At 63.2% G+C, this 14258-nt stretch carries 11 protein-coding genes and 1 tRNA gene; 2 read left to right on the forward strand and 10 right to left on the reverse strand.

Going from position 1 to position 14258, the window contains the following annotated elements:
- Positions 1 to 11: 11 nt before the first annotated feature.
- From ACU8YE_RS08840 to rpoD, 7 genes are all read right to left on the reverse strand, one after another.
- On the reverse strand, positions 12 to 1025 hold the full coding sequence (locus ACU8YE_RS08840) for an MBL fold metallo-hydrolase (protein WP_316869923.1): 1014 nt from the start codon (positions 1023 to 1025) through the stop codon (positions 12 to 14).
- Positions 1026 to 1235: 210 nt separating this feature from the next.
- The gene (locus ACU8YE_RS08845) at positions 1236 to 1739 is read right to left on the reverse strand and encodes a hypothetical protein (protein WP_446928529.1); all 504 of its coding nucleotides are present in this window, start codon (positions 1737 to 1739) and stop codon (positions 1236 to 1238) included.
- A gap of 112 nt (positions 1740 to 1851) precedes the next feature.
- Positions 1852 to 2676, reverse strand: coding sequence for an OmpW/AlkL family protein (locus ACU8YE_RS08850; RefSeq protein ID WP_232040624.1), 825 nt, complete (start codon positions 2674 to 2676; stop codon positions 1852 to 1854).
- Positions 2677 to 2750: 74 nt separating this feature from the next.
- A complete protein-coding gene (locus ACU8YE_RS08855; protein WP_446928530.1) occupies positions 2751 to 4010 on the reverse strand; it encodes a DUF2957 domain-containing protein in 1260 nt (419 codons plus the stop codon).
- Positions 4011 to 4100: 90 nt separating this feature from the next.
- On the reverse strand, positions 4101 to 5696 hold the full coding sequence (locus ACU8YE_RS08860) for a DUF2957 domain-containing protein (protein ID WP_446928531.1): 1596 nt from the start codon (positions 5694 to 5696) through the stop codon (positions 4101 to 4103).
- A 738-nt stretch (positions 5697 to 6434) separates the two neighbouring features.
- Positions 6435 to 6522, reverse strand: a tRNA-Ile gene (locus ACU8YE_RS08865).
- Positions 6523 to 6630: 108 nt separating this feature from the next.
- The gene (gene rpoD / locus ACU8YE_RS08870) at positions 6631 to 8955 is read right to left on the reverse strand and encodes an RNA polymerase sigma factor RpoD (protein ID WP_232040627.1); all 2325 of its coding nucleotides are present in this window, start codon (positions 8953 to 8955) and stop codon (positions 6631 to 6633) included.
- Here rpoD and ACU8YE_RS08875 point away from each other — a divergent pair.
- On the forward strand, positions 8948 to 9328 hold the full coding sequence (locus ACU8YE_RS08875) for a hypothetical protein (RefSeq protein ID WP_232040628.1): 381 nt from the start codon (positions 8948 to 8950) through the stop codon (positions 9326 to 9328). The two genes, rpoD and ACU8YE_RS08875, sit on opposite strands and share 8 nt — an antisense overlap.
- 108 nt (positions 9329 to 9436) lie before the next feature.
- Here ACU8YE_RS08875 and dnaG read toward each other — a convergent pair whose 3' ends face one another.
- The 3 genes from dnaG to ACU8YE_RS08890 all read right to left on the reverse strand — a co-directional run bounded on the left by dnaG (position 9437) and on the right by ACU8YE_RS08890 (position 13094).
- Entirely contained in the window at positions 9437 to 11248 is a 1812-nt protein-coding gene (gene dnaG / locus ACU8YE_RS08880; protein ID WP_446928532.1) for a DNA primase, read from the reverse strand.
- A gap of 40 nt (positions 11249 to 11288) precedes the next feature.
- Positions 11289 to 11738 carry a GatB/YqeY domain-containing protein gene (locus ACU8YE_RS08885; RefSeq protein ID WP_280928277.1) on the reverse strand — a complete coding sequence of 150 codons (450 nt, stop codon included), beginning with the start codon at positions 11736 to 11738 and terminating at the stop codon, positions 11289 to 11291.
- A gap of 132 nt (positions 11739 to 11870) precedes the next feature.
- On the reverse strand, positions 11871 to 13094 hold the full coding sequence (locus ACU8YE_RS08890; RefSeq protein ID WP_446928533.1) for an NAD(P)/FAD-dependent oxidoreductase: 1224 nt from the start codon (positions 13092 to 13094) through the stop codon (positions 11871 to 11873).
- 95 nt (positions 13095 to 13189) lie between these two features.
- Here ACU8YE_RS08890 and tsaD point away from each other — a divergent pair, with 95 nt between their 5' ends.
- Positions 13190 to 14233: a tRNA (adenosine(37)-N6)-threonylcarbamoyltransferase complex transferase subunit TsaD gene (tsaD, locus tag ACU8YE_RS08895; RefSeq protein ID WP_316878920.1), complete on the forward strand. Its 1044-nt coding sequence runs from the start codon at positions 13190 to 13192 to the stop codon at positions 14231 to 14233.
- Positions 14234 to 14258 lie beyond the last annotated feature (25 nt).

The raw sequence follows: 14258 nt of genomic DNA on the forward strand, positions 1-14258 counted from the left end.
TCAATCCGAAATCAATCTGCGCGGTCCGTGCGCAGCGGGCCGTATTCGATCGGCACCCAAGCGAAGGCGTTGCCGTCGCGGCGCACGTGACCCAGGCCCGGGAACGGCAAATGTGCGCCGGCCACCCAGAGCTTGTCCCGCGCTGCTTCCGCAAACAGCTTGCGTCGCGAGGCAATGGCGGCCTTCTTGTCGACGTCGTATTCGAACGCGACCTCCGGGTGCTGGAACTGCACCGCGTGGCTGTGCACGATGTCGCCCCACACCAGCAGGCTGTGTCCCTTCGAGGCAAACAGATAGCCGCTATGCCCCGGCGTATGCCCGTTGGCGATCACCGAACGTACGCCCGGCACGACCTCGTCGCCCGGCTTGAATTGCTTGAGCTTGCCCGCGGCGGCATATGGCGCCACCGAGTCGCGTGCCATCTTGAAGAACGGTTGCATGTCGGTCGGCTTGGAAGCAGCGATCGTTTCGCTCAACCAGAAATCGGCCTCTGGCGCGGCCACATACACCTGCGCATTTGGGAAGGCCGGTTGGCCTTGTGGCGTCAACAGGCCGCATGCGTGGTCCGGATGCAGGTGCGTCAACAGCACGGCGTCGATCTGCTCGGGCTGGTAGCCGGACGCACGGACGTTGCCGGCCAGGCCGCCCATCGTCGGACCAAAGCACGTGCCCGAACCCGTATCGACAAGGATGCGTTTGGCGCCGGTGTCGATCAGGAAGCCGTTCACCGCCGTCTGCATCCCTGGCGTGTTCGATACGAACATCCGTGCCAGCAGGCTCTGCACCGACTTCGCATTCAGGCCGAGCAAGGTCTTGGCGGGCAGATCGGTGTAGCCGTCGTAGAGCGCGGTCACAACGTCGTCGCCCAGTGCCATGCGGTAATAGCCGGGCACCTGGGTGCGTTGTTGCGTGGCGGCGGTGCTGACAGCGGTGGCAGCCACAGCGGATGCTGCGGTTTGGGCGTGAGCAAATCCGATGGACGCCGCCATTGCGGCGGCCACGGCGGCAGAGGTGAGCAAACGCATGTCTTGGCTCCTGGGAAAGACCGCTGCCCCGGTGCAGCGGCGAAAGCCGGATCATGCCACCGCCCAGCATATTGCGTTGCCGCCATTGACGACAGGGGTATTGCCCAGAGAGAAATACGCATCCCAAAAGAAACAAGGCCCGACATGCCGGGCCCATGCTTCAGACCAATCGACGGCGGCTGCGCAACCGCCCGTCAACCGGGTACGTGCTTACTGCACGTGGAACTTCGGCGTCGACACCACCGTGCCGCTCACCGTGCAGTCCGGCGTGAGCAGCGCATTGGTGAACGTGAGCGACGAGTTCGGATCGTTCCAGGCGGTCACGACCTTGCTGGGGCCGCAACTGCCCAGCAGGAACACGTTGACCGCCGCATTGTTGATCGACAGCTGGGTGGTGCTGTCCGCCTGGCCCGTCCACGGGTTGGAGCTGCTGGCCGTTCCCGAGATGAGGCCGCACGTCCCGCCGCCGGTAAACGATGTGGACGTGATGTTGACGATGCCCGTAGGCGTGATCGTGCCGGTGAAGGTCGCTGTGCAATTGGCGCTGACGGAGCCTTTGGACAGCGTGGTCTGGCCGGTCACCGAGAACGGCTCGCCATTTGGGTTCATGGCTTGACCATCGACACGCGAAACGGTGACGGCAAGTGCGGGTGTGGCTGCTACGGTGGCAAGTGCGAGTGCAACTGCAAGAGATACGACTTTACGTGTGCTCATTTATTGCCTCACTAGAACTGACGGTAGAAACCGCCTTAAGAATGCGACGCAAACCGGTTCCCGCTCGATTCACGCCGCGCCAATTAGCCAGGCGCAGACAGCCGACACCCAGCTAAAACTTGTACGACACCCCAACGAACGTGATGATCGGATTGGCCTTGAGCGTGGTCTTGGTGGTGGCCAGCGTGGTGCCGTCCGCCGCCTTGATGACGGTTGCCGCTTCAGTCTTGAGTGGCAGATACGAGACCGTTGCCGTCAAGGCCCATTGCTTGTTGATCGCGTAGCTCGCCCCGAGGTTGAAGATCGGTGCCCACGAGGAGGACGATTTCCCTTCGACATACGTCGGCCCCGGCTTGCCCGCTCCCGCTGCCAGCACGCTGCCCAGTTCGCGATTCACCGCCGCCGCAAAGTACGGATTCAGCTCGATGTTGGTGAAGAAGCTGTAGACCACGCCCACGCCCACGAACGGACGGAACGTCGACTGCGCATGCCCGAAGTACCACTGCAGGATGACCCCGGGGCTCCATTGGCGCGCCTTGCGCACGGCCGGCTGATTGGATGGGTCGTCCAGATCGACGTGGCCGAGGGCGCCCGCGGGCCCGGGCGCGCGGATCACGCCATGCCCGGTCAGTTTGAATTCGGGCGGCACGCCCGCAATCGTGGTCAGCGCAATGTTGTCGGTAAAGAAGTGCGTGAGCGTCAGACCCAGCGTGTTGGCGTTGCTCACGCGCAGCCCGCTGTTGGGCGAAGTGAAGCTGCCCGGTAAGCGCAGCGGATCATTGATCGGCGCGTTGATCACGCTGGTGGTCAGGTTGTTGCTCGAGTCCTGCGGCATGATGTGGAACCAGCCCACCGTTGCCACGTTGTCACCGGCCTGCTGCGCCATGGCACCTGCGGATGCGCAGGCCGCCATCAATGCGACAGTCAGTTTCTTCATGATGCTTCCTCCTGTTGTTCTGAGCGGAGCGCGGTTGTCTGTGCCGCGCCCCGTGGCGTGTTATTCCGGAAACGTCACTGCACGAAGGCGCCCACCGTGAAGTACGGGTTCTTCGTATCGCTCATGTCCAGGAAGCCGAAGGTCTTGCCGGTGAAGATCAGCTTGCCCGTCGGGGCCGAACCGGCCGGTGCGCTGGTCTGCGTGGTGCGGATCACGCCCGGGACGGTCTGCGTGAAGTCGAGGTTCAGCGGTCGCGCCAGCGCTGCCTGCGATGCGTTGAACGGATCGAGCATCGTGGCCTGCGCCCCCACCAGCGCCGTGGCACGGTAGTTGAACGTGCTGTCCACACCTGTGTATTCGCCGTCCTGCGAGCCCTGCGCGATGTTGCCGACCGGCGCCATGATGGAAATACCGGACTCGTCATCCGCCACCGGGGGGCCGGCCGTCAGATCGGAATTGGCCGCACCAACGCGAATGAAGATCGGCACGAGCTGGCCATACAGCTTGCCCACGATCATCACGCCCTTGCCCGCCTTGGCCGGATCCAGCGACGACACCGTTGCCGGCACCTGCGGCTGATAGTTCAGCGTGGTGAAGGCCGGCGCGTCGCCGCGCAATGTCAGCTTCTGGTTGACCGTCGCGCTTGACGTCAGGCACGCCCCGCCGTTCTTCACGCCCAGGTTGTCGCACTCGGTGTAGGTGCCGTCCGCGTTGATGGTGAAACGCGCATCGACCGCCTGCTGCGAGAAGCTCTGCGATGGCACCTGGTGGTAGCCGAGCTGGTTGTAGTTGCCCGCAATCTTGTTCAGATCGGTCTCGGTGTTCGAGAAGCTGATGAACGGGTAATACGGGAACGTGGTCTGCGGAATCTTGCCCACGCCGACAATGCCGTCGAACTGGATCGTCGCCCCCGGAATCGTGCCGCCCAGCACGCCCTGCCCCAGGAAGAACCGCGCCGGACGGCTCGGATCAAGGCTTGCATTGTTCAAGCGGAACGCGCACTGGTTCAGCTTCTCGGTCGGCAGCGCCGTCTCTTGCGTGAGGGTGCCGGTCTGCACATTGTTGGGGGCCGTATCGCGCGTCGGCGCAACAGTGCCCGTCTTGACGGGAATCGGCGAGGCCAGATACGTGATCTGGTACGTCATCTTCGTCGTGTCGAGCTGCACCTTCACGAGTTCGCCCGAGCCCGACCCGCCGGTGAACACGGTGTTGTAGTCGATGGCCTGCGGACACAGGCGCTGGATCACCGGGGCCGGCGAATCATCCCCGCCTCCTCCGCACGCCGTCACCATCGGTGCGCAAGCGAGCACCACCAACCATTTACGCCATTGCATTTGCGTCTCCTCCATGTTGTTGTTCAGCCGCGGCAGCGCCGCGTGCACAGCTCACGCACGCCGCCGCATGTGGTTTCGTTGCTGCGCGCCTCACTGGACGAATGCACCGACCGTGAAGAACGGGTTGTACTTGTTGTTGTTCATGAGCATCGCGTACACGTTGCCCACCTTGACCGCCACGCCGGTGTCGCCCGCCTTGAACAGCGCAACGTTGCCGCTGGCGCCCTGCGCGTTGAAGTCGTTCTGCGCGGTCACGATCAACTTGCCCGGCGAGCTTTGCGTGTAGTCGAGCCCGAACTGCGCCGTCACACGAGACGTAAGCGGGTTGATGAAGGCGGCGGTGCCGTTCTGGAACAGCGTCGAGGTGTAGTTGGCGGCCAGCGACGACACGGCTGTGCCGTCGCTGCAGTTGCCCGCATTGGCGTGGAAGAAGCCACCGCTGAAGGAGCCCGACAGTTCCGGGTGATCGATCGTCGCGTTCAAGCCGTTGTTGCTGGCAGGCGCACCGCTCGGGCCGTTGTTGGTGACCACGCCGCAAGCCGAGCCGCTGGTCGCCCCGACATAGCCACCCTTGAGCGCGTTGGCCGGGATCGCCGTTGCGGGCGACAGGATCGAGATACCGATCTGGTCATCCGCCACCGAAGCCAGCAGGTTCGCGGCATCGCTATGCGAGTAGCCGACACGGATCACCACCGGTACCATCTGGCCGTTGAGCTTGCCGGCAATCAGAATGCCCTTGGCCTGGCTCGGCGCCAGCAGCACCAGCGGCGAGACCTGGCCCACATACGGATACGGCACGCTGCTGCTGGTCGGGTTGCTGACGAACACGTTGTCCTGCGAGCCATCGGCGTTCTGACGCAGCGTCCACGGCGTGCCAGTCGTGTGGCAGGAATAGTCGATCCCTTCCGCCGTACACGTGCCGTCGGCATTCAACGTTTGCGTCCAGTTGACGGCATCGGGTTGCCAGCCTTGCGGCGCCGAGGTCTGGTTGCCCGACCCCGTGGGTGTGACATGCACGCCAACCTGGTTGTAGCGCCCCGCCACCTGCGAAAAATCCGTCACCGTCTCGGAGAAGCCCAAGAACGGATAGAAATCGAACGTGCGCGACGGCACCGCGCCAATCACGACGCCGGGAATCGGCTGGATGCCGTCGAATTGGATGGTTGCCCCCGGAATGCCGCCCCCCACGATGCCCTGACCGACAAACAGCATCGGCGGGTCTTGCGGATTGACGGTGATCGCGTAGCTGTTGTCCGCCGTCTTGCCCGACTGCAGCACGAAGGCGCAGCGGTTCTGCTCGGGCGTCGGCAAGTTGGTCGGATGGACAAACGTACCGTCGATGGTCAACCCCTTGCGGGTCGTGTTGATCTGCCCCGCCGAAGTCGGCACCGACGACTCCAGAAACTGCATCTGGTACGTGTTCTTGCTCGTATCGAACTTGACCTTGATGTACTCGCCGCTGCCGGAGCCGCCGGTGTACGTGGTCGTGTAGTCGAGCGCCGCCGGGCACAGACTGGTCGGCGTGCTGGGCGTGGTAACCGCTCCGCTCGGCGGGCAGGAACTGCCCGAACACTGCGCTACATCGGACGAGCCGGGGTCATCCGCCCCGCCGCACCCGCCAATGAACGGCATGGTCACGATGCAACTGGTTGCCATGACAACAAAAAGATGACGTCGACTACCCATGGTTGTCTCCTCACGTTTTGGAACTTGTTGTGTTTTGGGCCGGCGAATGTGTGCAAGAGCCGGTCAATACCCCCGCCTGCCGGCAAACGACAGCCGGCAGCGCACGACCTGCCCAGTCGGCAGATCGACTTGCGAACTACAAAAACGACGGACGAGCTTTGGCCGCGTTACCCGATGGTTTGCCGGGTATCACGCAGATCGGCCGGGTGCCGATCTCAAGAAATCGAGGTAACGCTGCTAGCGTGGACGAAGCTCGCCACCGCTGCTGCAGTGACGACGATGGCGATGACGCGCGGGGGCACGCGCAGATGCGGAATGCTGGAAGGGCCCGTTTTGAATGCGTAACATCCTGTGTCTCCGAAGGGTACGCTACTGGCTATTTACTTATCGTTATGGCCGAAACTATGGTCTGCTCAGAGTATGAAGTAAATAGAGATTTCATTCAAAACAGCGACCGCAATCCCCCGCGCAAGCAGGCGCGGCGCGGTTTGGCGGATTTTCAAACGAGAGAATGAAACGCCTTCGTTTGAAGCGTTTTAAACTCCCCCCTCCGATTGAGGGGAATGCCCACGTACCGCTGCGTTATTCAATTATTTCGAAATGAATATATTTCGCCGAAACTCACTGGCTTAGCAGAATACGATCCCGCGACAATAACGCGCGCAAGGCGAGAGAAAGCCGCCAGATAAAAAAGGCACGCAAACGCGGGGGAAGGGAAAAACGGCGGGAGAAGAAAGATGGTGGGCCGGGTGGGATTCGAACCCACGGTGTCCTTTCGGAGGCGGATTATGAGTCCGCTGCCTGCAACCAGCACGGCGTCCGGCCCTGAGAAACAGGAAAAAAAGAGACCCGGCGCTTAGGCCGGGCCTGGTGCGGGATTTTACCTGAAAGTGGGCGCAAGCCCACTCGGAAAATCGCCTGCTTCGCTACAGAATCAACTCCCCTCGAGGAAGCTCTTCAGCTTGTCGGAACGGCTCGGATGGCGCAGCTTGCGCAGTGCCTTCGCCTCGATCTGACGGATACGCTCGCGGGTCACGTCGAACTGCTTGCCGACTTCTTCCAGCGTGTGGTCGGTGCTCATTTCGATACCGAAGCGCATGCGCAGCACCTTGGCTTCGCGCGGCGTCAGCGAATCCAGCACGTCCTTCACCACGCCGCGCATGGAGCCATGCAGCGCCGCTTCGGCCGGAGCCAGCGTGTTCGTGTCCTCGATGAAATCGCCCAGATGGGAATCGTCGTCGTCACCGATCGGCGTTTCCATGGAGATCGGCTCCTTCGCGATCTTCATGATCTTGCGGATCTTGTCTTCCGGCATCTCCATCTTCTCGGCCAGCGTTGCCGGATCCGGCTCGTTGCCGGTTTCCTGCAGGATCTGACGCGAGATGCGGTTCATCTTGTTGATCGTCTCGATCATGTGCACCGGAATACGGATGGTGCGCGCCTGATCGGCGATCGAACGCGTAATGGCCTGACGGATCCACCACGTGGCGTACGTCGAGAACTTGTAGCCGCGGCGGTATTCGAACTTGTCCACCGCCTTCATCAGGCCGATGTTGCCTTCCTGGATCAGGTCGAGGAACTGCAGACCGCGGTTCGTGTACTTCTTGGCGATCGAGATCACCAGACGCAGGTTGGCCTCGGTCATCTCACGCTTGGCCTCACGGGCGCGGCGCTCGCCTTCCGACATCTTGCGATTGACGTCCTTCAGCTCGGTCAGCGGCAGCACCACGCGGGCCTGCAGGTCGATCAGCTTTTGCTGCAGTTCGTGCACGGCCGGCACGTTGCGCTCGACGATGGTGCTGTACGGCTTGCCGTCAGCCACCACGGTCTCGATCCACTTCAGGTTGGTCTCGTTGCCCGGGAAGCGCGCAACGAAGTCGCCGCGCGGCATGCCGCACTTGTCGACCACGATGTTCAGGATGGCGCGCTCGAGCTTGCGGACTTCGTCCACCTGGCCGCGCAGCGTGTCGCACAGGCGCTCGACGTTGCGTGCCGTGAAGCGGATCGTCATCAGCTCGGCCTGGATGGCTTCCTGCGCCTTCACGTAAGGCTTGGACTTGTAGCCTTCCTTCTCGAACGCACGACGCATCTTGTCGAACTGCTCGCCGATCACACCAAACTTGACCAGCGCAGCCTGCTTGAGCTCTTCGAGTTGACGGGCCGAAGCTGCGGCGGCGCCAGCACCTTCATCGTCCTCGTCTTCCTCTTCGTCGCCCTCTTCTTCGGCTTCCTCTTCCTCGAATTCCTCTTCTTCCTCGGCAGCAGCGGCTGCGTCGGCTTCAGCGTTCGGGTCGATCAGGCCATCGATGTACTCGTCGATCTTAGCTTCATCGTTGGCGACGCGCTCGCCCATGGCGAGGATTTCAGAGATGGTGACCGGGCAGGCCGAGATGGCCATGACCATGTCCTTCAGGCCGGCTTCGATGCGCTTGGCGATCACGATTTCGCCTTCGCGCGTCAGCAGCTCGACCGTGCCCATTTCGCGCATGTACATGCGCACCGGGTCGGTCGTGCGGCCGAATTCGGAGTCAACCGTCGACAGCGCGGCTTCGGCTTCTTCTTCAGCCTCTTCTTCCGTGGTCACGGAAGGCGCGTTGTCGTTCAGGAGCAGCGTTTCGGCGTCCGGCGCCTGCTCGTACACGGCAACGCCGATGTCGTTGAGCGTGGCGACCAACGTTTCCAGCGACTCCACGTCGACCATGTCGTCGGGGAGGTGGTCGTTGATTTCGGCGTAGGTCAGGTAGCCGCGCGATTTGCCCAGCTTGATCAGCGCCTTGAGCTTCTGGCGGCGGGCCTCGAGCTCTTCTTCCGAACCGCCTTGCTGCGAGGCAGCGAATTCCTTGAGCAGGGCTTTTTCCTTGGCCTTGCGGTCACGGGCCTTCAGCTTTTCGGTTTTCGGTGCCGGAGCGGCGGGGGTGTCAAATTCTTCAGTCACGTCCGTGCTGCTGTCGTCGTCTGCCTGCGTCTCTGCCTTGGGCTTGCGGCCGCGCTTCTTGGGCTCGGCTGCTGCCTCGGCGCGGGGCGCGGGAGGAGTTGTGGGGGTGGCCTCTGCCTGGGCGGTGCGCTTGGTGTCTTCCGCGGTCGCCTTGGCTGGCTTGGCTGCGGTGCTGGTACGAGCAGTACCCGTCTTGGTTGCGCTTGCGCTGGCAGTGGTCTGCTTGCTCTCGACTTCGGTAACTTTCGATTTCGCCACGGTGGTTGTCTTGCCCTTGAGTGCGACGGAAGCGGCTGTGCCGCCAGGTCTGGCGCTCGTGCTCATCGACGTCGAGACCTTGCCTGAGGTTGAAGATTGGATCACGCCCTTTGTGCGCGCTGTCGGTTTGACAGTCTTGGCGGCGACAGCGATATCGGCGGTCTGGCGCGGCTGGGTTTTCCCCGTCTTTGCCGGCGCAGTGGCCTTCACTCCTGTCGATCCTGCCTGCCCCATATGGGTCCGACCATTCGCGACTTTCGCCGTTCCCGCTGGGGTCTTTCCTCCTCCCGAGCCGCGCGCCGATGAGGATCGCTTGGCAGAATCAGAAGCAGGACTGGCCTTGGAACCGGCCTTCGCGGAGGTCTTCACCTTCACCATGGGCACGCTCACTCCCCCAAAAATGGGAAAAAGGACTTGCAATCCAAACCGGCTATTCTAGCACGCCAGACCCAGCCGGTCTAAACGAAAATCGGGTTTTCGCCTGAAAAATCAAGGGGCTAACCGCAATTGCCCGCCCCGCTTGGCAGTGGGCTCTGCGGCCCATGCGCTACACGAGCTGTCGACGGCGGCTGATTTCACCCACGAGCCAGCGCATGCGCTCCTTGTCGTCGTCGCCGGCATGGCCGGCTTCCATCTTGCGCTGCAACATCTCCAGCTCGCGCTTGAGTGGCTCGGCGAGCATCTTTTGCACGGCGGTATCGAATTCGGAAATGGCCGGTTCCAGCTCGATGTCATCCTGGAGCACGGCGGTACGCAGCGCGGCAAAAGCTTCGGCCTGGGGCGTCTGGCCCAGTCGCTCGACAAAGGCCCCGAAATGCACTTCCGGGCCGACAGCATCGCATTCGACCAGCAAACCCGCCAACACCTCACCTTGGGGCAATTGTGGTGCAGTCAACTGGGCACGGGCATCGGCGTCGAGCCGGGCGGCCAGTGTGGGATAGCGCATGAGCAGGCGAAGCACCTTCTGCTCCAACGCGGTGGGTGCCGTGCGCGCCACGCGCGGGCGCTTTTGGGTCATACGGCCCGCTTGGGCCGGGTCGCTGCGAAGCCCGCATAGCGCCTCGATGTCGGCGGGCGTGGTGCCTGTCATGTCGGCCAGGCCCCGCACGATCTGCAGGCGCAGGCCCCCGGCGGGCATGGCACTCAGCAGCGGCTTGGCTTCGTATTGCGCGCGGGCACGCCCCTCGGGTTGACGCAGGTCGAGGTCTTCCGTCACGGCCTGCAGCAAGAAGCGCGACAGCGGCATGGCGTTGTGCACTTCACGGGCGAAGGCCTCGGTGCCCTCTTCACGCACGAAGCTATCCGGATCGTGTTCGGCGGGCAGGAAGAGGAACTTGATTGTCTTGTTGTCGGTCGCGTGCGGCAGGCAGGCTTCAAGGGCGCGACGTGCGGCCCGGCGCCCGGCGCTGTCTCCGTCAAACGAAAAGATGACGGTATCGACCTGCCGCAACAGCTTCTGCACGTGGACAGGCGTACAGGCCGTGCCCAGCGTCGCCACTGCATTGGCAAACCCGAGCTGCGCCAGCGCGACGACGTCCATATAGCCTTCCACGACCAGCACATAGTCGAACTCGCGGATGGCATTGCGCGCCTCGAACAGGCCGTACAGCTCGGTGCCCTTGCTGAACAGCGGCGTTTCGGGGGAATTGAGATATTTCGGCTCGCCCTGCCCCAGCACCCGGCCGCCAAATCCGATCACCACGCCCTTGGTATTGCGGATCGGGAACATGATGCGATCGCGAAAGCGGTCGTAGCGGCGATGCGAGCCGTCGGCACTGGTCTTCTCGCTTTCGATGACAAGCCCGGCCTCGATAAGCGGAGCCGCAGTGGCGTCTTCGCGATACGGACCAAACACCGCCTCGAGCGATTGCCAGTCGTCCGGCGCATAGCCGAGGCCGAAGTGAGCGGCAATCTCGCCAGTCAGTCCGCGGCCTTTCAGGTATTGGATGGCGTTGGGTGCACTGCGCAGTTGCTTGCGATAGTGCTCGCAGGCGCGAGCCATGACGTCGCCCAGTGCGACAGTCTTGGCTTGCTGTTCGGCCCGCGCGGCAGGCGGCAAGCCACCACGCTCTTCGGGCACCACCATGCCGACAGACTGTGCAAGGTCCTTGATGGCCTCGACGTACGACTGCCCGGAAAACTCCATCAGGAAGCCGATGGCCGAGCCGTGCGCGCCACAGCCGAAGCAGTGATAGAACTGCTTGGTGGGCGATACCGAGAACGACGGCGACTTCTCGTTATGGAACGGGCACAGCCCCATGAAGTTGGCGCCGCCCTTCTTCAACTGCACGTAACGACCCACCACGTCGACGATATCGACGCGGTTGAGCAGGTCGTCAATGAACGGCTGCGGGATCACGCGGGGTGTGCCCCTTGGATGCTGCGAGTGTGGTGGGGATTCAGGCGCCGGTCAGGGCGGCCTTCACGCGGGCAGAGACCTGCGTCATGTCGGCGCGGCCGGCCAGGGCGGGCTTGAGGATGCCCATCACCTTGCCCATGTCTTGCGGGCCAGTTGCGCCAGCCTTGGCCACGGCGTCACGCACGGCGGCGTCAACTTCGGCTTCCGACAGTTGCGCGGGCATATAGACCTGCAGCACGGCCACCTCTGCCGCTTCCTTGGCAACGAGATCGTCACGACCGGCTTGCTCGAATGCGGTGATGGAATCCTTGCGCTGCTTCAGCATCTTGTCGATCACGGCCAGCACGGCAGCGTCATCCAGCTCGATGCGCTCATCCACCTCGCGCTGCTTGATGGCGGCCTGCAACAGGCGGATCGTGCCGAGACGATCCGCTTCCTTGGCGCGCATGGCCGCCTTCATGTCTTCCGTGATCTGTGCCTTGAGGGACAACTGCGACATTCCGAACTCCGATAAACGGCAAAACCCGCTTGGACGGTGGGCCCAGCGGGTTGCAAACTTTAAAAAATGGATCACTGATCGTAGCACAGAACCCGAACAGTTCCAGGACCGAGCCGTGGGGGATCAGCGGGCGGAGGCGGCCTCTCCCGCCGCGACGGCCGAAGCCCACGCCCACTGGAAGTTGTAGCCGCCAAGCCAGCCCGTCACGTCGACCACCTCGCCGATGAAGTACAGGCCCGGCGCAGATTGCGCCTCCATGGTGGCCGATGACAGCGCGCGCGTATCGACCCCGCCGCGCGTCACTTCAGCCTTGCGATAGCCTTCACTGCCGGAAGGTGTCAGCTCCCAGCGGTTGAGTGCGGCGCCAAGTGTGCGCAGCACCTTGTCGGGCAGCTCGGCAATCGGCGCGTGCGGGTTGGCGCCATGCGTAGCACACCAGGCCTGCGCAACGCGCTCCGGCAAGCGCTGCGCAAGCACCGTCCCGAGTTGCTTGCGTGAGCCCGACTTCTCATCGCACAGCCACTGTCCGGCGTCAGTGTCCGGCAGCAGATCGATGACAAGCGGCTGGCCCGAATTCCAGAAGCTGGAGATCTGCAGTACGGCCGGCCCCGACAGCCCGCGATGGGTCAGCAACAAGTCTTCGCGGAATGTCGTGGCGCCCCCCTTGCTACCACCTTTGCCCGCAGGCTGCGCCACGGTCACGTCCACCTCCATCGACACGCCGGACAATGCCGAGAACGGCGCCCAATGCTCGGCATGGAAGGTGAGCGGCACCAGCGCCGGATGCGTCTCAACGATCTTCAGCCCGAACTGCCGCGCAATGCGGTACCCAAAATCCGTCGCCCCGATCTTCGGAATCGACAGGCCGCCCGTGGCGATCACCACCTTATTGGCGACGATCTCACCCGCGCTGGTCGACAGACGATATGCCTCGCCGTCCTTGCCGACTTCGGCGATCGCGCAGCCGGTGCGCCAGATCACATTGCCGCGCTCGCATTCCGTTTCCAGCATGCGGATGATGTCTTCCGCGCTGTCGTCGCAGAAAAGCTGGCCCTTGTGCTTCTCGTGATACGGAATGCGATAGCTGGAAACGAGGTTGACGAAATCCTGCGCCGTATACCGCGCCAGCGCCGAACGGCTGAAGTGCGGATTGTTCGACAAGTAGTTGGCCGGCCCGGCGTTGACGTTGGTGAAATTGCAGCGGCCGCCGCCAGAGATGCGAATCTTCTCCGCCAGCTTCGTGGCGTGATCGATCAGCACCACGCGGGCACCGCGCTGCCCAGCCACAGCTGCGCACATCATCCCGGCCGCGCCCGCGCCGATCACCGCTACATCGCACCGCATCATGATGGCTGCGCCGCCCTATTCTTGAAGAAACCGCGCATTTTAACTTGTGCTATCTTCGGCGGCCTTCCCATTGCAATTCCTCACTCCCGCTTGCCATGCTGGTCCTCGGCATCGAATCCTCCTGTGACGAAACCGGCGTCGCCCTGTACGACACGGCGGCTGGCCTGCGTGCGCATGCGCTGTATTCGCAGATCGCCATGCACCGCGAATACGGCGGTGTGGTGCCCGAGCTGGCCTCGCGCGATCACATCCGCCGCGTGATTCCGCTGCTCGAAGAGGTGCTCGGCAAGGCCGGCGCCACGCGCGCGGACATCGACGCCATTGCCTATACAAAAGGGCCAGGGCTTGCCGGCGCACTGCTGGTGGGCGCTTCCGTGGCGAATGCGCTGGCGTTCGCGCTCGGCAAACCGCTGGTGGGCGTGCATCACCTAGAGGGGCATCTGCTTTCGCCGCTGCTGGAGGCGGATCGACCGGAGTTTCCGTTTCTGGCGCTGCTCGTCTCCGGCGGGCATACGCAGTTGATGCGCGTCGATGGCGTCGGCCAATACACGCTGCTTGGCGAAACACTCGACGACGCCGCCGGCGAAGCCTTCGACAAGACCGCCAAGCTGCTCGGCCTCGGGTACCCGGGCGGCCCTGCTGTGTCGCGCCTGGCCGAATTCGGCAACCCGGGCGTATTCGACCTGCCTCGACCGATGCTCCATTCGGGCAACTTCGATTTCTCATTCGCAGGCCTCAAGACCGCGGTGCTCACGCAAGTGCGCAAGCTCAACCTGACCGACAGCGAGACCTGCTACCAGCCACGCGCCGACCTTGCTCGCGCATTTGTCGACGCCATTGTCGAAGTGCTCGTCAAGAAGACGCTGCGGGCGGCACGCGAGCATGGCCTCAAGCGCATCGTCGTGGCCGGTGGCGTAGGCGCCAACCGCCAGTTGCGCGATGGCCTGAACGCCGAGGGCAAAAAGCGCGGCCTGCGCGTCTATTACCCCGACCTGCAGTTCTGCACCGACAACGGAGCCATGATTGCCTTTGCGGGGGCGATGCGGCTGCAGGCCGACCCTACCCAGGTGCAGGACGGCTACGGCTACGGCGTGACACCACGCTGGGACCTCGAAGACATCCGTATCCAGCAAGCATGAAAAAAGCCGCTCGGTTGAGCGGCTT

Source organism: Ralstonia sp. VS2407 (assembly GCF_052950655.1).